This window comes from Spongiivirga citrea (genome assembly GCF_010671565.1).
GTDB lineage: Bacteria > Bacteroidota > Bacteroidia > Flavobacteriales > Flavobacteriaceae > Spongiivirga > Spongiivirga citrea.
In genome coordinates, this window is record NZ_JAABOQ010000002.1 from 606,629 (window position 1) to 631,823 (window position 25,195).

A 25,195-nucleotide genomic window follows, 5' to 3' on the forward strand; every position below is an offset into this window, starting at 1 on the left:
ATTATGAATTGGAATGATATAGATCAGTTACATTATTTTTAAGATAATCATTGATAGGTTGCTACTATATTCAAATTTTTCTCTGCTTTATACATATTTGATATGCCTTTTATTAAGGCATCTGGATTAAATGAAATACTGTTTATCCCTGTTTGAATTAAAAAGGAAGCAAATTCTGGGAAGTCACTAGGAGCCTGGCCACACAAACCAATTTTAGTATTTGTTTTTTGTGCAGATTTTATGACCGTTTCTATCATTCGTTTAACTGCTTTATCGTTTTCATCAAATAATGTCCCCATTAATTCTGAATCCCGATCCACACCTAAGGTAAACTGCGTAAGATCATTCGTCCCAATAGAAAACCCATCAAATATGTCGGCATACTCTTCAGCTAATATGACATTGCTAGGAACCTCTACCATTACGTATACTTCAAGATTATTCTCACCTCGTTTTAACCCATTTTCTTCCATAATAGCAAGGACTTTTTCACCTTCTTCAACGGTACGACAAAAAGGCACCATGACTTTTATATTGGTAAATCCCATGGTCTCACGAACCCGTTTTATTGCACTACACTCCAATGCGAATCCTTCCTTGTATAAAGGATTATAGTATCTTGAAGCCCCTCTAAGACCTAGCATGGGGTTTCCTTCCTTAGGTTCAAAATCTGCACCTCCCATAAGATTTGCGTATTCATTGGTCTTAAAATCACTTAGTCTTAAGATCACTTCCTTAGGATAAAAGGCGGCGGCGATGGTTGCAATACCTTGAGATAGTTTGTCAATAAAATAGTCTTCCTTGTTTGGATAAGTGACTGTAATCTTCTCAATCTCTTTTTTGACGGTATCATCTTCTATTTTGTTGAAGTGGATTAATGCCATTGGATGCACCTTTACCATATGCGTAATAATAAACTCCATTCGCAACAAGCCCACACCATTATTGGGGTAGAATGACATTTGAAAAGCATTCTCCGGATCTGCTAGAATCATTTTAGCCTCAGTTAAAGGCATTTTAATTGTTGAGAAGTCAATGTCTGTCGTTTCATATGCAGCTTTACCTTCATATACATAGCCTGTTTTGCCTTCGGCACAGGACATTGTAATTATGGTACCATTCTTAATACTATGCGTAGCATTTTCACATCCGACAATAGCAGGAACGCCAAGTTCACGTGAGACAATGGCAGCATGGCTTGTTCTACCGCCTTTATTAGTAATAATACCACCTACCTGTTTTAATATAGGATCCCAATCTGGTGTAATCGTATCGGTTACTATTATTGTATTTGCATCTAGTTTATCAATATTTTTAGAAGATTTTAGAAGACGCGCCTTTCCAATACCAATTTTTGTTCCTATCGCGTTTCCAGTGCTTAATATCTTTCCCTTTTCTACTAATTTGTATTCTGTAAAGATGTTCTTGTTTCTTGTTTGATGTACCGTTTCAGGTCTTGCTTGGGTAATGAATAAGGCATTAGATATGCCGTCCTTGGCCCATTCAATATCCATGGGCTTTTGATAATGCTCTTCTATTATTCTTGCCCAGTTTGCCAAGGTGATTATTTCTTTATCAGAGAGTACATATTGTCGCTGTTTTTGTGAAAGCGTTTTTATATTTTTTGTTCCACTTTGATCGGGGGTTTCTGAATAAATCATTGTCAACTTCTTATCTCCTAATTTCTTCTGAATAATGGGATACGAATCTTTAGATAGAAAAGGTTTGAAAAGATAGAATTCGTCTGGATTAACAGTGCCTTGCACAATATTTTCGCCTAATCCCCATACACCAGATAATAAGATTGCATTGCTAAAACCAGACTCAGGTTCTACAGTAAAACCAACACCAGAACAACCTTTATCTGCTCGTACCATAAGTTGCACTCCTACCGAAATTGCTATGTTGTGATGCTCAAATCCTTTATCTTCTCTATACTTAATAGCCCGATTTGTAAACAACGAAGCAAAACATTTTTTGATGGATTCTAATAGAGGTTTTTCGCCACTCACATTTAAAAACGTATCGTGCTGACCCGCAAAACTAGCATCTGGAAGATCTTCGGCAGTAGCACTACTACGCACTGCAATAGCACACAAACCTCCGTTACATAGTTCTTTATAAGCTAGCGTGATTTCTGTTATAAAAGCATCCGAAAACTTTCCTAAGAGTATAAGATTGCGAGCTTGTTGACCTATATCCTGTAAGTTGGAGTAATCCTTCCTATCCAGCTGTGATAGAAGCTTTTTTATAAAAGCTTGAATTTTATTCTCCTTTAAATATTCCCAAAAGGCAGCTGAAGTCGTTGCAAAACCATTTGGGACTTTAACTCCTTTGGGCATTAATTGATTATACATTTCTCCTAAAGACGCATTTTTGCCCCCTACAATTTCGATATCCTTTATACCTACTTCACTGAATTTTTTAATGCGAGTTCCCATGTGCGATTTATATAAACTAAAGTTAGTTTTAGTTTATTTCAGAATAAATGATCCTAATCAGTCTTTGATAGTTCATTGACTGACGCAAGTCATTTTATTCTAGATCTTCTGTTTGCATCTTTATACTAATTATTGAACTCAAAACGCGTTGCTATGGCAAAAGAGACTAAATATTATGTAGATCGTGAGGAACTTCAGATATTAATAAAACAGAAGTTACCCGATCTTGTTAAACTCAAAGCAGAAGAAAATAGAATTGCATTCGACAAATTACTATTAGATATAGTCCCTGAAATAAAAAAGTACATAATTAAAAAAGTACGTCATGCTATCAAAAAAGGACATTTTCCAAAGAACAAATACACTGCAAATGATTTCATAGATCAATTATTTATTGAGGTTTATGACGGTATCGAGGGTTTCTCAGGCGAAGATGAATTCTACGTATGGTTATTTAGAAAAACTAATGAGCTTCTGGATGAAGCCATAACTGAAGAGGAATTTGATGATCTATTTATCCAAAACATAGACGACTATTCTAAAAATGAATGGGATCAAATGCAAGAAAAATTCACTGCTGAAAGCGATGGCGATCTTATAATGAAAGAAGAATTGGCCGACATTTCTTATTACAAAGACACCTATGCATTAGATGATGTATTTATAGAAAATACAGAAAAAGAGCTTGTAAAAAAGATAGATGAAACTTTACATCAAGAAGAGGTAGATAGGCATATAGAAATGGTATTGCACAACTTGCCAACAGCTATGCGTAATGTATTCGAGCTATTTACGAAACAACATCTTACACTTGCAGAAATTGCAGAATTAAGAAAAACAACTATTGAAAAAACCCAACAACTTCTCAATGATGCTAGAAAAGGTCTTAAGATAAGTTTTTTCAACAGGTATGACCTCGATTAATAGCAGCCACAAATGAACTACAAGGACTATTATAAGATACTAGGTGTTGTGAAGGATGCTTCTGCGAAGGACATAAAAAAAGCCTATAGAAAACTTGCAGCTAAATATCACCCAGATAAAAACCCTAATGACCCTACGGCTGAGGAAAAATTTAAAGAAATCAATGAAGCAAATGAGGTTTTAAGTGATGCGGAAAAAAGGGAGAAGTACGATACCTTGGGCTCAAATTGGGAGGCATATCAACATGCTGGTGATGATTGGAGGGATTATGCAAATCAGCAAAGACGTTACAACCAAGGTGGTTCGTCTGAGTTTTACGGAAATGAAAGCGGAGCAGATTTTTCAAGCTTTTTTGAAACGTTCTTTGGAGGTGCCAGACAAACAGGAAAACAAGGGAGAAATGCATTTTCTGGTGGGGACATTCAAGCCGAACTACCTATTACTTTACTTGAAGCTTATCAAGGAAGTAAACGCACTTTTGAAATTCATAATGAAAACTTGAGAATTACAATAAAACCTGGTTCCTACGATGGTCAACAATTGAAAATAAAAGGTAAAGGGCAACCTGGTGTAAGGGGTGGCAATAGAGGCGACCTTTATATTTTTTTACGCGTACAACCAGACCCTCGATTTGAAAGGAATTTTCATAATCTTTTGTACAATGCATCTATAGATTTATATACTGCCATTTTAGGTGGAAAAATTGAGGTTCCAACACTTTCTGGAACGCTAAAAGTTACAGTCCCCAAAGGAAGTCAAACTGGAAAAACACTACGGCTTAAAGGAAAGGGAATGCCTAAATATGAAACTCAATCTTCATTTGGAGATATGCTAGTTAAACTAAATATAACATTACCCAAAAATCTAACCGAAGAGGAAGAATCGTTGTTTAAACGATTAAAGGAACTACGAACAAAAAAACAAAGCATGTATGGAGTATGAAATTAAAGCAAATTCAACCACCAACAATGGCGCTGCATTAGCAATTAAACAAAATGACATTGGTTTTGGAATAACTTCAGAATCTGAGGTTGTTTCTCCTAATCCTGCTGAATTATTCTTAGGTTCTTTTGCGGCTTGTATTCTGAAAAATATCGAGCGGTTTTCTAATCTAATGAAGTTTACATATTCAGGCACAGATATTATTGTGAAAGCCAAACGTACTAATGCGCCTCCAAGAATGACAGATATTGTATACGACCTAACTATCTATTCTGACGATTCCCGTTTAAATGTCAATTTACTTAAAAAGAATATAGAGAAGTTTGGCACCATATATAATACCGTAAAACTGTCTTGTTCAATAGCAAGTACTATCAGGGTTTTAGAGTCAAATGCAAACACTATAAAAACGTAATTATTATGATAACCATGTTACAGAAAAGCACATATCGAGCTAATAACATAAACTACTTTTTAGACCTTTATTATAGTTTGAATATGAAATATTGGGCTAGCGATCTGCTGGAAAAAGGACTATCGCCTAAACAAATCAGTGAGGCAGTTAATACCGCAATTAAAATAGCCAATGCTTCAGGTCTTGACACAAGAAAACATTTTAAACCAATGTTTAGCGGAACAAAACAAGACATCATTCAAGATTGTAAACTCTCTCACTTAGGCTATGGACTTGTACTTCTTAATGCAGATAGTAATCTTTCTGTTGTTGGAACGTTTCAGGTGGGTTTGTTAGAGGAATTTCTTCATATTGAACCCTAAACGTAACTAACAAATAAGACTCTTCTAGTACTCTGAAGAATAAAGCCACACATTTTAACTTAGAACTAATGAACGGTTTCAAAACGACAAAGAATAACTTAATTCAAACAGGCATAGTATCGTTGAGTCGTTTTCCCAAAATGCGTTCTAAATCTTTTTCATCAACTATTTCTTGTTTTAAAAGTAACTGTGCAAGTTCTTCTAATTGCGGCCTGTACTTTTCCAATAAGGCTTTTGCCCTTTCATATTCCGAAGTGATTAATTCAATAACCTCTTCATCAATTCGTTTTCCCAGGTATTCGCTATAGGGTTTTCCCAAAAGACGTTCATTTTCTCCTGTTGAGTCATAAAAACTCACCGGACCTAAATCTTCATCTAAACCATAATATGCAACCATACTGTAGGCCTGTTTTGTTACCTTCTCAAGATCATCTAATGCTCCCGAGGAAATCTCATTAAATACAACTTCTTCTGCAGCACGTCCTCCTAGTGCTGCACAGATTCTGTCTGTAAATTGTGGTTTCGTAATAATTTGATGCTCTTCAGGTAGATACCAAGCGGCTCCTAAAGACTTCCCTCTTGGTATTATTGATACTTTCACTAGTGATTCTACATTTTCAAGATACCAACTCACGACGGCATGTCCCGCTTCGTGATATGCTACAATTCTCTTCTCTTTTGGTGAAATAAGCTTACCCTTTCGTTCTAGACCTCCAACAATACGATCGCGCGCCTCCATAAAATCTTCTTGTCCAACTTCTTTCTTAATTTTTCGAGCGGCTATTAAAGCCGCTTCGTTACACATATTTGCTATATCAGCTCCAGAGAAACCAGGAGTTAAGGATGCCAAAAGTGGCACATCTACGTCACTTCCTTTCGTAACTGGTTTTAAATGTACTTGGAAAATAGCTTCACGCTCTTGTTTGGTAGGAAGTTCTAAATAAATATGCCTATCAAAACGACCAGGTCTCAATAATGCTTTATCCAAAATATCGGCTCTATTGGTTGCAGAAAGTACAATAACACCTGTATTCGTTCCAAAACCATCCAATTCAGTCAGTAATTGATTTAAGGTATTCTCGCGTTCGTCATTACTTTGCAGGGCGTTAGCTTTACCACGTGCTCGACCAATGGCATCTATTTCATCGATAAAAATAATACTAGGTGCTTTTTCTTTAGCTTGTTTAAAAAGGTCTCTAACTCTAGAAGCTCCCACACCAACAAACATTTCAACAAATTCAGATCCTGATAATGAAAAGAAAGGCACTTGAGCTTCTCCAGCAACGGCCCTTGCTAATAATGTCTTACCGGTCCCTGGAGGACCTACCAGCATTACCCCTTTTGGTATTTTTGCGCCCAGTTTTGTATATGTATCTGGATTCTTCAAAAAATCAACAATTTCCATGATCTCAATTTTAGCTTCCTCTAGGCCAGCCACATCTTTAAAGGTCACCTTGCTCTTTACGTCTCTATTGGTCAATTTTGCAGTAGATTTTCCAAAATTTAATATTGAGCCTGGTCCCAAACCTCCTTTACCTGATCGTCGAAATAACAGCATCCAAAAAATCAAAAGTAATATGATCGGAAATATCCAAGAAAGTAAATTGATTAAACTCGTGCGATTCTCATAAAAGACTTCCACCAACTCATCTTCTTTAAAATCCTTTTGAGCTTGTTCCATTTTATTTTCAAAACTTTCTATAGATCCTATCTCTAAGGAATAATTTGGTATTCCTGATATGTTGAATTTGGAGGTATTGATTGACTGATATTTTGAATCGGAAAGACGATCAGTCCTTATGTATATTTCTGCTGTCTGCTTATTTACAACTACTACCTTCTTAACATCATGAGCATCTAACATCGTTGTTTTAAAAGTGAGCCAACTTATATCTGCGGTATTGTTTAAAGAACTGAATAATGAAGTAACCAAAATCAAAATAAGGAGAAAAGCATATAGCCAAAAGGGGTTGAACCCGATTGGACGCTTACTACTTTTTGACTTCTTGTTTTCTTGATCCATTAGTTCTCAACAGTATTAAATTGATCTAACACCTCCATTGCCTCGCAACCATAAACCAGTGCAGGACCACCTCCCATGCAAATCGCAACACCAATAGTTTCCATGATTTCTTCAGATGTTGCACCACCTTTAAGAGCATCATGTACGTGATAGGTTATACATCCCTCACATTGAACAGTTATAGCGATACCTAAGGCAATAAGTTCTTTGGTTTTAGAAGGCAATGCCCCATTTGCGACGCTAGCCTTATGGAGTGCCCCAAAACCTTCCATTGTTTCGGGTATTTTTGTTCCTAATTTCTCCATACGTGATGAAATGTCTTCGTATTTCTTCTTATAATTTTTCATAGTACTCCTTTAGATATGGTCTTACCAATGTTGAGATTTTATGAAATCAAAATTATTTTAAACACCCCATCTATAAAATGACATGGATCATTTCCATCCACATGCCCGCTTGCTTTCTTTGTACTATCAAATAACTCATTATGAAAAGGAATAAACCATTATTATCTATTCTACTAATTTCGAGTCTACTATTTTTCGGAAGCTGTGGACCCATAATTATAGCTCCTGATCCACATGCTCCACCTCCACCATCTTGGTTTTATCCCGCTAGAATTGAATCTGTACGTTATGTCTATTTCCCTGAGTATGTAATCTACTATGACCTTTCCGTACGACAATATCTTTACTTAGAAAATAACATTTGGATTCGTGTTAATGTGCTTCCTCCAAGATTTAGGAGTATCAACCTCAGACGAAGCAAGTTTGTGCGTATTAAGGGGCATAGAAGTAGTAGTATTAAGACCTACCATAGAGAAAACTACTCTAATAGCCCTAGATCGAGCAGGACGTCTAGAACAAGAGGCAGAAGAGGTTAATTTAAAACTTGAAAGAAATGAAAAACAGTTTTTTTTCTGCTGTTCCTAATGTTCTTCTTAGGATATAACAGCCAAGAAAAAGGGAAAAGGAACCATTGTCTGTAGCTAACATCTCTTCGGGATTAATGTCTTGTATTCTTTACTTTTTTTACATACGGGGTTTTGTATCTCCTTTTCTTCGTATGGTTAACTAAACTCGGTTAGTTGTTGACAACTCTTCTCCTTCTCATTCCTGTATAATTACTGTAACTGACTCAAATCATTTTAAATTGTTTAAGTGCACTCTAATTTTGAGACATTATTCAATTTTAAAATCTAACAAAATGAAAAAGGTATGTGTTTTAGTGGTAATGTCGTTAGTTGTAATGACAACCGCATTTGCTCAGGATCAAGATCAAGTACGAGATAGAGATCGGCTAATGCTAGTAGATGGAGATGTTTTACAAATTAGAGATCGCGATCAAATCAGATTAAAAGACAAAGCTACGCTTGCAGATGGTACCATTTTAAGTGCAGATGGTTATATCCAAATTAGAGATAGAGACAGATTACGCCTAAATGATGGCGAATGTATAGATCCAGAGGGTGTTCGATATCGCAATGAATACCATTACCGTTTTAAAATGCATAAAAATAATCAAGGACTTACTCAGGCTCAAATACAAGCTAGAAGCCAGAACAGATTTCATTACGTCTACATTGATGGAGAGGTTATTAAGGTACTTAACCAGTCCCAAAATAAAATTGAAAAACAAGTGCGACTTGGTGATGGTACGACTGTAAATCCCGATGGTAGTTATGTGCGTGCACGCGATCAGGATCAAGCTAGGCTAAGGGACGGCGAGTGAATTAATATGGAAGGAAAGGTTTATAGAAATATGCTACAACACCGTAAAATGCTCTTACAGAAAAAAATGCTTAAGAATAAAATGAAAAGTAAGCCCAAGACTAAAAAAAAGATTGGAACATCAAATTAGGGAGATCTGGGCTCTGTTTTAAGATAAAACAAAGCCCATTCTCAACATAAAAAGGATTCTTATGAAAAGGTATGCAGTACTTAGTCTTTGTCTTGTTTCCTTCTCCATATCTTCATTATTCCCGCAACAACGAGAAGAAGTTATTAAAGAGGTATCTAATGACGACTCTTATATTCTTGCCGATATAAGTTATATTAGTGATGCTGTTTTTATGGGGCGACGAGACTCTATAGCCGCTCCTTATGTTTTTCCATCTATTGGGTATTATGATGCTTCTGGTTTTTTTGTCGATGCAACCCTATCCTATCTTACAGCTTCCGAAGAACAGCGAGTAGATCTATTTTTACTGAGCGGAGGCTACCTATTTGATAAAAATAAATGGAGCGGTGGTATTACAGCCACTGGCTATTTTTACAATGATGACAGCTATAATGTTCAATCCGAAATATCGGCCAGTTTAAATGGTCTTCTGTCTTACGATCTAGATTATATAGAACTTTCTGTAAGTATAGGTAGTTTCTTCACTTCTGGAAGTAGCAATGATTTGTTTGCAGGTTTTTTTATCGAACGAGCGTTCATAAATAAAAAGGAAAACTTACTGTTTCAACCTTCCATTGGAGTAAACATAGGTACTCAAAATTTTTACGAAGCCTATTACCAATCCAGTCGCTTAGGAAATAGAAAAGGGAAAGGATCTGGTAACGGAGGTCAAACAGAATCGAATACGGTAACATTTGAAGAGAGTTCTTCCTTCAATATCCTAAACATTGAGCTATCTGCACCCATAGAATATCATTACAAATCATTCATATTCTCATTTACGCCATCATTGTCTTTTCCACAATCAAGCGTTACTATCGTTACCGAAGATGCGGTTTTTGAAGAAGACCTAGATACTGTATTCTATTGGGCCGCTGGTGTTAGCTATTGGTTCAAAACAAAAAAGAAGCAACAATGAAATATTTAGCCTTCATACTATTTTGCGCGATTCCATTAGCTGTTATTGGTCAGTATGACACCATTTTTATTACAAAGAAGGAAGTATTATCTAAGATAACTTCTAACAATATGATAAAGATTTCTGAACAAGAAGTGCTTGCTGCAAAAGGGAATTTTAATCAAACTAATAGCATTTTCTTACCTAAGATCACAGCATCTCATACAGGCATATCTACCACGAATCCGCTCATGGCTTTTGGTTCAAAATTAAATCAGGAAGTTTTAACGGAGAGTGATTTCAATCCGCTCTTATTAAACGATCCTACACGAATAGAGAATTACAGCACTAAAATTGAAATATTACAACCTTTAATCAACTTAGACGGTATTTATCAGCGCAAAGCCGCCAAGGATATGTTAAACGCATCGGAGCTTCAGTCAGAAAATGCAATCAACAAAATCTCATTACAAGTAGAAAAAACCTATATGCAATTACAATTGGCGTATAAGGTGATTGGTGTACTTGAACTAACAAAAAATACGGTTGAAGAAAATAAGCGTCTGGTTCAAAACCTATATAAACAAGGTCTGGTTCAAAATTCTGACGTCTTGGAGATGGATGTTAGAAGTACCGAAATCGAAAATCAACTGCAATATGCAAAAAGTGCTATTCTAAATACTTCGAATTATTTGTCGGTTTTGATGAATGAATCTACAACAAAATTATTGAAGCCTTCAGATTCTTTAAAGATCAATCCTATAAACGAACTTCTAGAATCTGTTCCAAAATCAAGAGCCGATATTCTAGCTATGGATTACTCCATAAAAGCATACACTTCCATCAATAAAGCAGACAAGATGAGTTTTCTTCCTAGGTTAAATGCCTTTGGAAGCTACGAATTATATGACAACACATTGTTTCAAGGAAATGCAAGCGGTTATGTAATAGGTGCGAGCATACGTTGGGATCTTCTAGACGGCTCTAAACGTTTTGGCAAAGCCCAAAAAAGCAGGGCCGAACTGGAAAAATCAAAATTTCAGTATAGCGAATATATAGCGCAGAGTCAGCTAGAATTAAATAAGGCTATTCGCCACTTTCAAGATGTAAAGAACAAACTCGTTTTAACAAATCTGGCAGTTACGCAATCGAAAGAGGCTCTAAGAATAAGAACCAATCGATTTAAACAAGGATTAGAAAAAATAAGTGATCTACTAGCTTCTGAAATGTTATACGCTCAAAAACAATTAGTCTATAACCAGACTGTTTTTGAGTACAATTTCGCACAATTATACATCCAATATTTAACCAAAGAAGGAAAACAATGAAAACGTATAGATATATAATCACGCTAAGCATATTGACACTTTTGGCTTGGAGTTGTAGTAGTGATGAAAAAAAGAACCGTTCGGATGATACACCTGCCGTCGCAGTCGCAGTAGCATCTGTAGAACTAGATACTAGTGCTCCCACCCTTAATGTGAGTGGCAAAGTGCAAGCTATAAATAGCGCTACCTTAAGTACACGTATAATGGGCTCAGTAAATGAAGTCTATGTGAATATAGGAGACAAAGTGAAAAAGGGCCAGTTACTTGTATCTATTAATAGTGACGATCTAAGAGCAAAGCAAGCACAGATCAACGCAAAAATATCCGAAGCCAATGCGTCCTTCATAAATGCTGAAAAAGATTATAACCGTTATAAAATATTGTTTTCAGAATCCAGCGCAACACAAAAGGAGTTAGACAATATGAATACAAATTTTGAAATGGCTAAGGCGCGATTAGAAACTGCCCAACAAATGAGAAATGAACTAGAAACACAATTTTCATATACAGATATTCGTGCACCCTTTAATGGTGTCGTTACCAACAAATCTATTAAAAGCGGGGCCATGGCCACAATGGCAACACCGCTGGTCACCATTGAAGCTCCGGAAAAACTTGAAGTAAGTGCTATGGTACCTGAAAGCGAAATTTCAAAAATAAATACAGGAATGGACGTCGACGTTCTTATAAAATCAATCAATCAAACATTAAAAGGACGTGTTACACAAGTAAGTCCGTCTGCAAATGAAACGGGAGGGCAATATGCCATTAAGGTTTCTCTAGATGATAGTAAGGTACCTGTTTTATCGGGAATGTATGCCACAGTTCGTTTTCCAATAGAGCCTAGTATGTCTTCTCAAAGGATTAGTATTCCACATACCGCCATCATAAGAAAAGGTGAATTATCTGGAGTATACACCATAAGCGAAAGTAATAAAGCACTGCTGCGTTGGTTACGTTTAGGAAAAGATCTAGGAGACCATGTCGAGGTATTATCTGGACTTAAAGCTGGCGAGTACTACATCGTTTCTGCGGAAGGAAAACTTTTTAACAGAGCGAAAGTAGTAGTAAAATAAAATCATAATGAAAGAAGGTTTAGCAGGAAAAATAGCCAAAGGCTTTATAAGTTCGAAACTTACAGTATTGTTAATGATCGTTTTCATGGTTATTGGCGTGTACAGTTCGTTCTTAATTCCAAGAGAAGAAGAACCTCAGATTGATGTTCCTATTGCAGATATATTTGTAGGTTATCCCGGAGCGAGTCCTACAGAGGTCGAATCTCGTGTTATTAAACCTTTGGAAAAACTCGTTTCCAATATTAAAGGCATCGAATATGTCTATTCAACGGCGATGCAAGAGCGAGGGATGGTTATTGTACAATTCTATGTGGGTGAGGACATTGAACGCTCTTTTGTAAAACTATACAACGAGATAAACAAACATATGGATCAAATGCCTGAAGGTGTCACATTTCCATTAGTAAAAACAAGAGCTATAGATGATGTTCCCGTTTTAGGCTTAACACTTTGGAGTGATCGTTATGACGATTTTCAATTAAAGCAAATGGCGAGTGAGCTGACAAATGAGATTGAAAAAATTACTGATGTCTCTGCTACGCGCAAAATAGGTGGTAGAAATAGACAATTACGGGTTGTTCTAGATAAAGATAAGTTATCGGCTAGCGGGCTAGACTTTTTATCGGTTTCAGAAATGATCAAAGCCAATAATCATCAATTAAACTCAGGAAGTTTCAATAAAAATGATACAGAGTTTTTAGTAACAACAGGGCGCTTTTTAAAGAGTAAAGAAGATGTTGAAAATCTGATTGTTGGTGTTCAACAACAGCAGCCTATCTATTTAAAACAAATTGCTGCCGTCCACGACGGACCCGAAATACCATCAAATTATGTCTCATTTGGTTTTGGTCAAGCGGGTAATCAAGGTACTTTATATCCTTCAGAATATCCAGCAGTCACGATATCCATCGCTAAACGAAAAGGCGCGGATGCTATGAAACTTTCCGAGGAAATATTAGGTAAAGTTGACCATTTAAAGCGCACGCTTATCCCAGATGATGTACAGGTTACCGTTACTCGAAATTATGGAGAAACCGCTTCTCATAAAGTATCAGAATTATTAATGCACCTTATTGGAGCCATCTTTGCTGTGACCCTTGTTGTTATGCTTGCTATGGGCTGGCGTGGCGGTCTTGTTGTATTTTTATCAGTACCTATCACCTTTGCTCTTACCCTATTGAGCTACTATATGCTAGATTATACCCTTAATAGAATTACGTTATTTGCACTAGTATTTGTTACCGGTATTGTGGTGGACGATTCTATTATCATAGCCGAAAATATGCATAGGCATTTTAAAATGAAACGCCTTCCTTTTAAACAAGCCGCACTATTTGCCATTAACGAGGTTGGGAATCCTACTATACTTGCGACGTTTACAGTAATTGCTTCTGTATTGCCTATGGCTTTTGTTTCTGGCTTAATGGGACCTTATATGTCGCCTATGCCCATAGGTGCTTCAATAGCGATGCTGTTATCCTTGTTTGTAGCATTAACTATAACACCATATTTGGGCTATATCTTTCTTAGAGAAAAAGATAAGAAGAAGGTAAAAAAGAAGGAAACAAAATCATTAGAAGACACCTTTATATACAGAATATACGCAAAACTTGAAACACCATTAATCGAAAACAAGAAGAAAAGATGGTTGTTCTTAGGCATTACATTTCTACTGTTATTAGGATCAGTAGGTTTATTCTTTACGAAGTCTGTGGCAGTAAAAATGTTACCCTTTGACAATAAGAACGAGTTTCAAGTTGTCATCGATATGCCCGAAGGAACGACACTTGAACGAACTGCAGTCGTAACTCAAGAAATTTCACAATACCTATCTAGTCGTCCAGAAGTAGTAAACTACCAGGCATATGCAGGAACATCAGCTCCCATAACTTTTAACGGACTTGTACGCCATTATGATCTTCGTGGCGGGAGTAATATGGCAGATATTCAGGTAAACCTTACAGACAAAACTGAGCGCAGTGCCCAAAGTCACAATATTGCTAGCGCGATGCGAGTAGACATTCAAGCTATTGGTAACACATACAATGCCAACGTGAAAATAGTAGAAGTACCCCCAGGTCCCCCAGTGTTATCAACTATTGTAGCAGAGATCTATGGCCCGGATCATAAAACACAAATACAAATTGCAGATCAAATACAAACCATTTTAAACAAAACTGATGATGTGGTTGATATTGATGGAATGACCGAAGCAGATCAAACCGAATATGAATTTATCATAGATAAAGAAAAAGCAATGTTATACGGTATTGCTCCGCAACAAATCGTGTATACAATGAATTTGGCTCTTTCTAACAGGCCTATTACTACTCTATACGACGAAAATGCAAATTCACAAATAGGCTTGGTTTTAGCACTAGATGAAAAGGAGAAATCGACTCTAAATGATATTTCTCAATTACGCATTGCTTCTAAAAGTAATACAATGACAAGTATTGGTGATCTTATGGTCATCAAGGAACGTATTAAGGAAAAGAGTATCTACAGAAAAAATCAGAAACGGGTTGTATATGTACTTGCAGATATGGCTGGTAAATTGGAAAGCCCGGTATACGCAATTCTTGGAATGGAAGAAAAACTTGAAGATATAAGTTTACCTAAAGGATATAGTATTAACGAATTGTATATTAATCAACCTAGCCTAGAAGATGATTATACGGTAAAATGGGACGGCGAATGGCAAATAACTCTCGAAGTTTTTAGGGATTTAGGAATCGCTTTTTTAGGAGTAATCATCATTATTTATATCCTAATTGTAGGTTGGTTTCAAAACTTCAAAGCACCTATAGTTATGATGGTAGCTATACCACTTTCGCTTGTCGGTATTGTGTTAGGGCATTGGATAATGGGAGCATTCTTTACAGCGACCTCATTCATTGGAATGATTGCTTTAGCAGGTATTATGGTTCGTAACTCGGTGTTATTAATTGACTTCATCAACCTACGACTGGCCGAGGACGTCCCAATAAAAAAGGCAGTTATTGAAGCTGGAGCCGTTAGAACAACACCTATTTTACTAACGGCAGGTACCGTGGTTATTGGAGCTTTCGTGATATTATTCGATCCCATTTTCCAAGGATTAGCAATTTCTTTAATGGGAGGTACTATTGTCTCCACCATATTGACACTGCTTGTGGTGCCGTTGGTGTATTATTTAATTGAACGTAAAAAATATGAAAAATGAAATTACTGATCGTAACCGTCGTAGAAGAATATCATGAGGATATCCTAGAATTATTTAAAGATGCTAATATTGAGAACTTTAGTGAATCTGATATCGACGGATATAAAACAACCGGATCCCTATTAATGACTTCCAATTGGTTCCCAAGTGAGAAAGGCGCAGCCGATTCGAGATTGTTTTTCTCGTTTACGGAAGACGAAAAAATTGATGCCGTATTTAAGTTGACTGAAGCTTATAATAAACGTTTGGTAACCTATAACCCAATAAAGGCTGTCGTTGTTCCTATCGAAAAATACATTTAAAACAAAGTATTATGAAAAATCGAATTGTAAGAGGTATAGCTGGAAGTTTTATACTAATAAGCCTATTATTAGCTGTTTATGTGAACTTGAATTGGCTTTGGTTTACAGCTTTTGTAGGAGTAAATCTTTTGCAATCCTCAATAACTAAATGGTGCCTATTAGATACTATTCTAGAGAAGTTTGGAATTACGGAGTGAGTTTTTATATATGAAAACTAACCAGACAGTAAAACACTAATATTCAATTAGGTAAACCTATCTCTATTCTCAAATTAGTAACCTTCAAAAATCAAACTTGACAATGATCTATATCATTGATTTAATGTGTTGCTCATTGTAAATTTAGATGTTCAATTTGAATTTTTATTTAAAGGAAATGAATACACTTAAAGATAAAGTAGCAATAATTACTGGAGGTGCAGGGGGAATAGGCAAAGAAACAGCCAAACTATTCTTAACTCAAGGTGCTAAAGTAATGCTCGTGGGAAGAACAGAACAAAAATTAAAAGATGTTACATATGAATTTAATACTCCCAATGTAGCCTATTGTATTGCCGATGTTTCAAAACCGGAAGACACCAAAAATTATGTAGCAAAAACATTGTTAAAATTCGGTAAAATCGACCTCTTTTTCAACAACGCTGGCATTGTAGGAACATCTATGTCCATTGCAGAATATCCCGAAGACATATTTGATCAGATCATCGCAATAAACTTAAAAGGTGTTTGGTTAGGATGCCAAAATGTGATTCCTAAAATGTCTGATGGAGGAAGTGTGATTATAACTTCTTCTGTTGCTGGAATAAAAGGATTTAAAGGCTTGGGGGCATATGTCGCCAGTAAACACGCTGTAGTTGGAATTATGCGTACCGCAGCTTTAGAAAATGCAGATAGAAATATAAGAGTAAATACCATACATCCTGGGCCTGTGCATACTAAGATGATGCGATATCTTGAAAAGAATATATCACCAAATGATCCAGATGAGGTTCAAGAAGCTTTTGAATCAAAAGTACTATTTGGAAGGTATGCTGAAGCCAATGAAATAGCAAATTTGGTGTTGTTTCTGTCTTCAGATGAAAGCAAATATATTACTGGAACAATGCAGGTTATAGATGGTGGGATGAATCTATAAACACAGTGCCTATTCATGAATAACATTGTTGATTGGCTTCTAGAAGGAGACGTATCTATCCAATATCAAGTATACCTCGATTTGCTATCCACCAATAACGATGACCTACGAAACCGCATTTCTGAAGAAGGTTGGGGGGCGAAACTATTGTCACAACGCCAGCAAAATGGAAGTTGGGGAAAGTCCTTTTATAAACCAAAATGGACTTCTAGTCATTACACATTATTTGATTTACGCAATCTAACTATAGCTCCCAATAATCAACTTATTAAAGAATCCATTGAAATTATTTTAGAAAACGAAAAAGCAGCTGATGGCGGTATTTTACCAATTGGTAAAAAGAAATTGAGCGATCTATGCATAAACGGAATGTTCTTAAACTACGCTTCTTACTTCAAAACAAATGAAAAGGACCTAAAGTCTGTTGTTGACTGCATACTAACACAAATAATGCCCGACAGCGGATTTAATTGTAGGTCTAATAGATATCCAACAGTTCATAGTTCATTACATACAACCTTATCTGTTTTAGAGGGACTTACAGAATATGTCTTTAATGGATATCAATACAAAGTAAATAAGGTGAATGAAGCTATCTTATCTGCCAAAGAATTTGTTCTCTTACATAAATTGTATATTTCAGACAGGACGGGAAACATTATCAATAAGGATTTTCTCAAACTATCATATCCTAGAAGATGGCGGTACGATATATTAAGTGCGTTAGATTACTTTCAATATTCAAATTCGCCATGGGATCCAAGAATGCAAAAAGCTATCGATGTGCTTTTAAAAAAAAGAAACAAAGATGGTACTTGGAATGTACAGGCGAAGCATCCCGGGAAAATTCATTTTGAAATGGAAAAAGCAGGAAAACCAAGCCGTTGGAACACCTTAAGGGCACTTCGAGTATTTAAACATTTTGCAATAGAGTAAATTGGAGAATAAACTTCAGAGTAATCCTTGATAATTTGATTTTTTTAAAGAATATTCTAAATGAGGTCAGAGTATATTTCAAATAATAAGACAGCGTCACTAATTATGGCTTTTTTATCAAACTATCTAAGTTCATTTAATACTAGAATGACTTTCAGATAATAAATTGAATAGATACCTTAATACTGGCAAATGAAAAACATTCTAAGAGTATAAATAAAGGGCCAGAAGAGGTCATAATTTTAGTCGAAGCGTCAAAACAATAAAGCAATTCTATAAACACCATTGAAAGAGCACTTTAAAAAACCATAAATCATGAAAAAAAACCGCAATTACTTTTAGTATTATACTTTATGCCGTAGTTGTACCATTTTTAGAAATTAATGTAACACATGTTTTTAATCCTAATTGGACACCACATGTTCGTATTCATGAGGTTTGGCAACTAATTACCAATTCTAGTATTGGGCTTTTGTGCTTGTGGTTGGTTTGGGTAAAAAAAGAAGTTATTGTAAGTGCGGTTTTAAGTTTAATCATAACGGGGAGCTTTTTAGTGGCGTTTATTCTGCAAGATTTTTATGGAGGTTCAATGAAGTATCTCGATGGAACCGAGAAAACCCTATTCGGACTTAATATTGGAATTATTGGGTTTGGGGTAGCCGCTATATTATTAGTCATAACATTATATACTGAACTAAAACAGTCTAAAAAATAATAGGGTTATTAAAATTCATTATTTCTATCAGTGCTCAACTACTTGGATTAGGTACGAGCAACTTTTCAAAAGCTCCTATTAAATGTTTTTTACTATCCTCAAACTCATTTCACTTTTTAGTGGCTACATCTTGATATGACAAATATCATAGAAAAAAAAGAGGTTGATAGATAACTTAGTATACAAACTAAGTATCATGAAACCAAAAAAGAATCCAAAAGTAGATTTAAATCGAAATAGCAGCTTATACTTCGTAATAGGCTTAAACATTGTTCTATTCCTTACATGGCGAGCAATGGAAATGAAAACATACGAGCAGCCAGAGCATTTATCGATAGTTCAAAATATTGCCGAGGATATTACAGAGGATATCCCAATTACCAAAACACTGAACCTTCCCCCTCCACCACCTCCTCCAGCGGCTCCAGATGTCATTCAGGTAGTTGAAGATGAAGAGGAAATTAAGGAAACTATTGTAATATCAAGTGAATCGGATCAGGAGACAGAAATATCAGAATTTGTTGAAGTTGATGATGTCGCAACCGAGGATGAAGTCGAAGAAATTTATGTGCCATTTTCAGTAATTGAAGAAGCACCTATTTTTCCAGGATGTGAAGGTCTGGACAAATCGGAACGAGCGGCTTGTTTCAACAAAAAAATGCAAGAACATATCAATAAGAACTTTAAATACCCTCAAATCCCCTTAGACATGGGAATTCAAGGCAGGGTGTTCGTGACATTTGTTATAGATAGAAATGGTGACATTGTAAAAATCCAAAAAAGAGGGCCTGATAAAAACTTAGAAAATGAGGCTGTTCGAATCATAAAACTTCTACCAAAAATGAAACCAGGTAGACAGCGAGATAAAAACGTAAATGTACCTTATAGTATTCCTGTGAATTTTATTATTCGAAACGGTTAGCAATACTTAAGTAACATCTGGTTTTATGAATATTAAGTCTATCCCATATCACATAATTTAACCACTAATAATTACCTAAAAAATGAATAAAACGATCCTATTTGCTACTGATGGTAAAGAGCATTCCGCTCCAGCTTTAAAGTATGCTCATTTTATAAGTAATGCCTTAAATGCAGCGCTGGTTGTATTGCATGTATACGACATACCGATAATGGCAACTTCAAGAAGTTCTCGTTCGGCTTTTAAAATAGGTAGTTTCGCCGAGCAGGAACATCTAGAAATATTACAATCGTTTTGCGCACATCATTTAGGCCACGAACTTGATAAAATGAATGTTCGAGCCAGAGTCGTTAACAATGTTTCTATTAGCAGCACCATTATCTCTGAAGCAAAAGAACTCTTCGTCGATATGGTTATTGTGGGAACAAAAAATCAAGACTCCGATAGAGGATTCTTGTCAGGAAATATCGCAAAAACACTTACAGGAAAATTAGATTGCCCACTTTTAGTATTACCGGCTGATATTGAAACCAAAAAGCCCCAAACCATAGTTTATGCCACCGATTTTGAAGAGGAGGATATCTACTCGATAAAAAAACTAATCCCCATTGTGGCTCCTTTTAAACCAGCAATAAAGATAGTTCACATATCTCCCGACAGTGAATATTCTGGCTACGACCAAATGGCATGGTTTAAAGAAATGCTATTGCAAAAAGTAACCTATGATAACATGTCTTTTGACATTTTCTTCTCCGATGATGTATATGGTGAGTTATGTAATTATTTAGATAAGATCAACGCAGATATGATCGCCATGTTGGAGCGAGAAGACCGTGGTTTCTTCCAGAAAATTATTCATAGAGACCTCGTTAAAAAAATGGAATCTCAAACAACTATTCCTTTGATATGCTTCACAAAAACCTTTTGAGATTAGGAGTATCAAGTTATTAGTTAAAAATTAGATATGGGACAGCATCATGTTCAAAATAGTAGGGACGAAGAAGCACGAGTCAAGTTCACTCGGCACTTAATTGATGACATAAAAGCATTAGAAGTAATGCTAGAAAAGGGGTTAATTGAAGATGATATTGAACGTATTGGCTCTGAACAGGAATTCTGCTTAATTAATGAAAACTGGAGACCTACTTGTAAGGCTCTTGAAATACTACAAGAATTAGATGATCCTCATTTTACAACAGAAATTGCCCAATACAATCTCGAGATTAATCTAGATCCTATTGAATTAAAAAAGGACTGCTTTAGTTTCGTAGAAAAACAACTTATAAATCTACTTGCTAAGGCAGGTAATGCAGCTTCGAAACATGACACAAAAATTTTATTAACTGGCATTCTTCCTACTATAAGTAAAAGTGAGTTACAGTTTGAATATATGACACCTAACACCCGCTATCAACTGTTAAACGATATGATACGAAAATATCGAGGCGGCGATATAGAACTTCATATCCGTGGTGTCGATGAACTTTCTATTAATCATGAATCGGTATTGTTTGAAGCTTGTAACACCAGTTTTCAAATGCATTTACAAATTGCACCAAATGATTTTGTTTCGAGCTATAACTGGGCTCAAGCAATTTCAGGACCTATATTAGGTGTTTGTACAAATTCACCATTATTATTGGGGAGAGAACTGTGGAGCGAAACTAGAATCGCATTGTTCAGACAAAGTGTAGATACGCGTAGTTCATCTTATGCCCTAAAAGATAGACAGGCAAGAGTAACTTTCGGAAAAGCCTGGGCCAGCGGATCAATAGCTGAAATGTATAAACATGATATTGCTCGCTACAAATTAATGCTTATAAAAGATATAGAATCTAATTCTCTTGAACAGCTTGATAATGGTATTACACCAAAACTATCGGCTCTAAATGTGCATAATGGTACTATTTATCGCTGGAATCGACCTTGTTATGGTGTTGGCGGCGGTAAGGCCCACGTACGTATTGAAAATAGATATGTGCCAGCAGGCCCATCCGTATTGGACCAAATGGCCAATTTTGCATTTTGGGTAGGATTAATGGCTGGCCGCCCTGCAGAATTTGATGATATGAAAAATCAGATGGATTTTCGTGATGCGAATGCGAACTTCATCAAAGCCGCTAGAACTGGAAGAGAATCGGTGCTGCTGTGGAAAGATAAGCTGTATTCCGCTAGAGATCTTGTTATAAACGAACTGCTTCCTATCGCCTACTCGGGTCTAGAGAAAAAGAGAATCGATAAAGCAGATATTGAACGCCTACTTGGTGTTATTGAAAAAAGAACAGTCGGAATGACCGGAAGTAAATGGCAAATAAATAATTATCGTAAGCTTCAAAAAGAACTAAAGCAAGATGATGCTTTGGTTCTATTAACAAAAGAGATATATCAAAATCAGCAAGCTAACCTTCCTGTCCATACATGGCCTACTATGAAACAAAATCAAAACCCGCACACGATGGCAACTCAGGTTCGTCATATCATGTCGACACAATTATTTTTAGTGAATAAGAACGATTTGTCAAACCTTGCTACCAATGTTATGCTTTGGAAAGGAATACATCACCTCCCGGTAGAAAATGATGATGGCGAGTTAGTAGGACTGCTTACATGGAAACACATGAAAGAACATGCCAAAAAACCTGAGGCAGACAGTGCCAATCTAGTATCAAATATTATGATAAAAGATGTGATTACTGCAGAACCCGAAACTCTAATTAGCGATGCAATACGACTTATGATTGAGAAAAAAATTGGATGTCTACCTGTTGTTAGAGACAAAGATCTAGTCGGAATAATAACTGTAAAGGATGTAATTGCATTACAAGATGACTGAAGTATATAGCCAAGCACTTAATGAAACCATAAAAGTAAACCGCATCATTGGGCATATTAAGGGAAGTCAACCCGGTACTACCTTGATTTTCATGGCGGGTATGCACGGTAATGAACCCGCTGGTGTATTTGCAATAAAGCAGGTTCTTGATGAGATTGAAGCAAATAAAATTCCTATTTGCGGAAATATCTATGCGATAAGCGGCAATTTATGGGCGCTCGATTATGGTAAACGGTATCATGAAAACGACCTTAATAGGCTTTGGACAAAAGAGCGTATACAAGCATTACTTGACGGAAGCCTTACGGTTAGCAGTGAAGATATCGCCCAGCAAATAGCAATTTACAATGAAATAACAAAAATTCTCAAAATTGAGAATGGCCCATTTTATTTCATGGATTTGCATACCACATCGAGCGAAACAATTCCGTTTGCGGTTGTAAACGATAGTTTGCTTAATCGCAAATTCACTATGCAATATCCTGTGCCTCTTATATTGGGGATTGAAGAATATCTAGAAGGACCACTGTTAAGCTATATCAATGAATTGGGGTATGTAGCCTTTGGTTATGAAAGTGGGCAGCATAATGACATTTCATCTATTCATAATCACATTGCTTTTATCTATTTAACACTTGTTTTTTCTGAAAGTGTTAGCAAAGATGATATTGATTTTTATCATTATTATGAATTGTTGGCCAAGACATCAGTAGATTCTAAAGATGTATATGAGATTTACTACCGTTACAAGATTAAGCCAAGCGAAACCTTTAAGATGGAACCTGGGTTTGTCAATTTTCAACATGTAAAAAAGGGAGAGCAATTAGCTACAAGAAATGGTGCCCCTATCTTTGCACATAAAAACGGCCGCATCTTTATGCCTCTTTATCAAAGTCAGGGTGATGAAGGATATTTTTCTATCCAACGAATTCCACGATTTATTCTTCACCTTTCTGCTATACTTCGCAACATCCATTTTGATAAAATTTTACCGCTATTACCAGGTATTAAATGGGCTTCGGATAAGCGCGATACATTAATAGTAAATCGTAAAATAGCTAGATTTTTTGCCAAGCAATTCTTTCATCTTCTAGGATATAGAAGTAAGAAAATTGATAAAACACATTTAAGAATTAATAGCAGAGAAACAGCTTCACGAGATGATGATTACAGACATGCCAATTGGTACAATTGGAAAAATAGTTAGAAACCTAGACAAGCTCGTTTTCCGAATGATTGCCTTTATTCCAGCGGATCAAATTATGTATAGTTATTTCGGCAATGTTGGTCAGCGCTTCTTTAGTAGCGAATGCCTGGTGCGGTGTTAGTAATACTTTAGGATGATGTATAAGTGCTGCTAAGTCTTCGTCTTGTATCTTATTTGAAGAGTGATCATAAAAAAACACTCCACTCTCCTTTTCATAAACATCAGTCGCATATCCGCCTAATTTATCAGAATTTAATGCTTGTAATATCGCCTTTGTTTTGACGATGGCTCCTCTTGCGATATTTACGATAATTGTATTCTTTTTGACCTTCTTAAGGAAGGTTTCATCTATTAAATAATGAGTTTGTGAAGTAAGCGGTAAACTAACAATAATGATATCAGCCTGCCTGCATATAGCTTCTTTTGATACATATTCCACGGAAAAATTTTTTACCAATTCGTCATTAATAATTTTGTCATTTGCGAGAATATTACAATCAAAACCGTGGGCAATTTTGGTAATAACGCTTCCTATTTTTCCAGTTCCTAAAATGCCTACCGTTTTACTCTCTAAATTGAATCCAACAAGACCGTCTAGTGTAAAGTTATTTTCGGCAAGTTGTTTATTTGCAAGTACCAGATGCCTGTTAATACCCAACAAAAGTGCAATAGCATGTTCGGCAATCGCGTTTGGCGAATACTTGGGCACATTGGCTACTTTAAAGCCAAAATGCTTAGCGATTTTTAGGTTTACATTATCAAAACCTGCTGAACGTAAGCTGATAAATTTCACGCCAAAATCGCGCAGCTTCTCTAACACTATGGCCGAGACATCATCAGCTGAAAACACTGAAACTGCCCTAAAACCAACTGCCCTAGCTGCTGTTTCCGAGGTAAGTCTTTCTGAAGTAAATTCTAATGAAAGAGAAGAATTTGAGGCAGACTTTAAAAAGGGAATCTCAAAGGGTTTGGCGCTATAAATAAGCACTTTCATAATGCAGAAACTAATAGTTGATTATCCTTAAGTCCTTTAAAAAGAATATTGAGATATTTATTAATATTTCTATTCACATTATCTGCATCTACTACCTCGATTTCTCCTCGCCATAATAGTTCCCGTTCTTTTCCCGGACAGATACAGTATAGTGAAGTTTCCGTATTATAAACGGTGTAAGATTGTTTCTGCTCGTTTAAATACAAATGCTGATTACTAAAGTAATAGTCTTCGAATGTGTGAAACTCTCTGCCCAAATTATTATATGATTGTATAATTGAAACCTTGTCTTCTTTACCAATCACCTTGGCGAATAATATCGCATCGAAGCCAGCATCTAATAACTGGTTCTCAATGTTATTTAGTTGTTCTAATGATTGTTTGTTATTGGTAAAAGACGATTCGAAAAAATCGATGCTTTTAACTGCCCGTACATTTTGTTTTTCTAAACTCTTGACTACCCTCTTTTCAAATATTTCCCTTACATCCTCATCTGGAGTTATTCCAATAACAAGGACCTTATTAGCTTCAAAAGAAACCGTTTCGGGATTTTTATACTGCTGTACCATTTTACTAGATGAACAACTAATTAGCATGGTAATAGCAAATATTAAAAGAAGTAGATTTTTCATGACATTT

The 25,195-nt window shown here is 36.0% G+C and carries 24 protein-coding genes; 19 read left to right on the forward strand and 5 right to left on the reverse strand.

Features of this window, described 5'->3' with window-relative positions:
- Nucleotides 1-47: 47 nt before the first annotated feature.
- A complete protein-coding gene (gene ppsA, locus GWK10_RS06235; protein ID WP_164030320.1) occupies nt 48-2,441 on the reverse strand; it encodes a phosphoenolpyruvate synthase in 2,394 nt (797 codons plus the stop codon).
- Nucleotides 2,442-2,594: 153 nt separating this feature from the next.
- Between ppsA and GWK10_RS06240 the strand changes: the two genes are divergently transcribed.
- Genes GWK10_RS06240 through GWK10_RS06255 form a run of 4 tightly spaced genes read left to right on the forward strand, consistent with a single transcriptional unit; the run spans nt 2,595 to nt 5,084 of the window.
- On the forward strand, nt 2,595-3,365 hold the full coding sequence (locus tag GWK10_RS06240) for an RNA polymerase sigma factor (RefSeq protein ID WP_164030322.1): 771 nt from the start codon (nt 2,595-2,597) through the stop codon (nt 3,363-3,365).
- A 12-nt stretch (nt 3,366-3,377) separates the two neighbouring features.
- Nucleotides 3,378-4,307: a DnaJ C-terminal domain-containing protein gene (locus tag GWK10_RS06245; protein WP_164030324.1), complete on the forward strand. Its 930-nt coding sequence runs from the start codon at nt 3,378-3,380 to the stop codon at nt 4,305-4,307.
- Nucleotides 4,297-4,722 carry an OsmC family protein gene (locus tag GWK10_RS06250; RefSeq protein WP_164030326.1) on the forward strand — a complete coding sequence of 142 codons (426 nt, stop codon included), beginning with the start codon at nt 4,297-4,299 and terminating at the stop codon, nt 4,720-4,722. The genes GWK10_RS06245 and GWK10_RS06250 overlap by 11 nt, the downstream gene beginning before the upstream one ends.
- A 5-nt stretch (nt 4,723-4,727) precedes the next feature.
- Entirely contained in the window at nt 4,728-5,084 is a 357-nt protein-coding gene (locus GWK10_RS06255; protein WP_164030328.1) for a hypothetical protein, read from the forward strand.
- A gap of 103 nt (nt 5,085-5,187) precedes the next feature.
- Here the strand turns inward: GWK10_RS06255 and ftsH are convergent, their stop codons facing one another.
- Both ftsH and GWK10_RS06265 read right to left on the reverse strand, forming a co-directional pair.
- Nucleotides 5,188-7,107, reverse strand: coding sequence for an ATP-dependent zinc metalloprotease FtsH (gene ftsH, locus GWK10_RS06260; RefSeq protein WP_164030331.1), 1,920 nt, complete (start codon nt 7,105-7,107; stop codon nt 5,188-5,190).
- Entirely contained in the window at nt 7,107-7,454 is a 348-nt protein-coding gene (locus tag GWK10_RS06265) for a carboxymuconolactone decarboxylase family protein (protein WP_204263093.1), read from the reverse strand. The genes ftsH and GWK10_RS06265 overlap by 1 nt, the downstream gene beginning before the upstream one ends.
- A 140-nt stretch (nt 7,455-7,594) precedes the next feature.
- Here GWK10_RS06265 and GWK10_RS06270 point away from each other — a divergent pair, with 140 nt between their 5' ends.
- The 15 genes from GWK10_RS06270 (at nt 7,595) to GWK10_RS06340 (ending at nt 23,562) form a co-directional block, all read left to right on the forward strand.
- Entirely contained in the window at nt 7,595-7,990 is a 396-nt protein-coding gene (locus tag GWK10_RS06270; RefSeq protein WP_164030332.1) for a hypothetical protein, read from the forward strand.
- A gap of 323 nt (nt 7,991-8,313) precedes the next feature.
- Nucleotides 8,314-8,838, forward strand: a complete 525-nt coding sequence (locus GWK10_RS06275) for a DUF6799 domain-containing protein (protein ID WP_164030334.1) — start codon at nt 8,314-8,316, stop codon at nt 8,836-8,838.
- Between the two features lie 190 nt (nt 8,839-9,028).
- Entirely contained in the window at nt 9,029-9,925 is an 897-nt protein-coding gene (locus tag GWK10_RS06280) for a hypothetical protein (protein ID WP_164030336.1), read from the forward strand.
- Complete coding sequence (locus tag GWK10_RS06285) at nt 9,922-11,232, forward strand: TolC family protein (RefSeq protein ID WP_164030338.1); 1,311 nt, start codon at nt 9,922-9,924, stop codon at nt 11,230-11,232. The genes GWK10_RS06280 and GWK10_RS06285 overlap by 4 nt, the downstream gene beginning before the upstream one ends.
- On the forward strand, nt 11,229-12,308 hold the full coding sequence (locus GWK10_RS06290) for an efflux RND transporter periplasmic adaptor subunit (protein WP_164030340.1): 1,080 nt from the start codon (nt 11,229-11,231) through the stop codon (nt 12,306-12,308). The genes GWK10_RS06285 and GWK10_RS06290 overlap by 4 nt, the downstream gene beginning before the upstream one ends.
- Nucleotides 12,309-12,315: 7 nt before the next feature.
- Nucleotides 12,316-15,513 carry an efflux RND transporter permease subunit gene (locus GWK10_RS06295; RefSeq protein WP_164030341.1) on the forward strand — a complete coding sequence of 1,066 codons (3,198 nt, stop codon included), beginning with the start codon at nt 12,316-12,318 and terminating at the stop codon, nt 15,511-15,513.
- On the forward strand, nt 15,510-15,815 hold the full coding sequence (locus GWK10_RS06300; RefSeq protein ID WP_164030343.1) for a hypothetical protein: 306 nt from the start codon (nt 15,510-15,512) through the stop codon (nt 15,813-15,815). The genes GWK10_RS06295 and GWK10_RS06300 overlap by 4 nt, the downstream gene beginning before the upstream one ends.
- An 11-nt stretch (nt 15,816-15,826) precedes the next feature.
- The gene (locus GWK10_RS06305) at nt 15,827-16,012 is read left to right on the forward strand and encodes a YgaP family membrane protein (protein ID WP_164030345.1); all 186 of its coding nucleotides are present in this window, start codon (nt 15,827-15,829) and stop codon (nt 16,010-16,012) included.
- A 178-nt stretch (nt 16,013-16,190) separates the two neighbouring features.
- A complete protein-coding gene (locus GWK10_RS06310; RefSeq protein WP_164030347.1) occupies nt 16,191-16,949 on the forward strand; it encodes an SDR family NAD(P)-dependent oxidoreductase in 759 nt (252 codons plus the stop codon).
- Between the two features lie 15 nt (nt 16,950-16,964).
- Nucleotides 16,965-17,885 (forward strand): hypothetical protein, encoded by a 921-nt coding sequence (locus tag GWK10_RS06315; RefSeq protein ID WP_164030349.1) that lies wholly within the window; start codon nt 16,965-16,967, stop codon nt 17,883-17,885.
- A 589-nt stretch (nt 17,886-18,474) separates the two neighbouring features.
- The gene (locus tag GWK10_RS18560) at nt 18,475-18,600 is read left to right on the forward strand and encodes a hypothetical protein (RefSeq protein ID WP_262886643.1); all 126 of its coding nucleotides are present in this window, start codon (nt 18,475-18,477) and stop codon (nt 18,598-18,600) included.
- A 196-nt stretch (nt 18,601-18,796) separates the two neighbouring features.
- On the forward strand, nt 18,797-19,522 hold the full coding sequence (locus GWK10_RS06325; protein ID WP_164030351.1) for an energy transducer TonB: 726 nt from the start codon (nt 18,797-18,799) through the stop codon (nt 19,520-19,522).
- 82 nt (nt 19,523-19,604) lie between these two features.
- The gene (locus GWK10_RS06330) at nt 19,605-20,450 is read left to right on the forward strand and encodes a universal stress protein (RefSeq protein ID WP_164030353.1); all 846 of its coding nucleotides are present in this window, start codon (nt 19,605-19,607) and stop codon (nt 20,448-20,450) included.
- Between the two features lie 36 nt (nt 20,451-20,486).
- Nucleotides 20,487-22,355, forward strand: coding sequence for a CBS domain-containing protein (locus GWK10_RS06335; RefSeq protein ID WP_164030354.1), 1,869 nt, complete (start codon nt 20,487-20,489; stop codon nt 22,353-22,355).
- A complete protein-coding gene (locus GWK10_RS06340) occupies nt 22,348-23,562 on the forward strand; it encodes a succinylglutamate desuccinylase/aspartoacylase family protein (protein WP_164030356.1) in 1,215 nt (404 codons plus the stop codon). Before GWK10_RS06335 ends, GWK10_RS06340 begins: the two co-directional genes overlap by 8 nt.
- 4 nt (nt 23,563-23,566) lie before the next feature.
- On the opposite strand, the gene GWK10_RS06345 is transcribed toward GWK10_RS06340, so the two are convergent.
- Together GWK10_RS06345 and GWK10_RS06350 are read right to left on the reverse strand one after the other, a co-directional pair.
- Nucleotides 23,567-24,556, reverse strand: a complete 990-nt coding sequence (locus GWK10_RS06345; RefSeq protein WP_164030358.1) for an NAD(P)-dependent oxidoreductase — start codon at nt 24,554-24,556, stop codon at nt 23,567-23,569.
- A complete protein-coding gene (locus tag GWK10_RS06350; protein ID WP_164030360.1) occupies nt 24,553-25,188 on the reverse strand; it encodes a hypothetical protein in 636 nt (211 codons plus the stop codon). Before GWK10_RS06350 ends, GWK10_RS06345 begins: the two co-directional genes overlap by 4 nt.
- Nucleotides 25,189-25,195 lie beyond the last annotated feature (7 nt).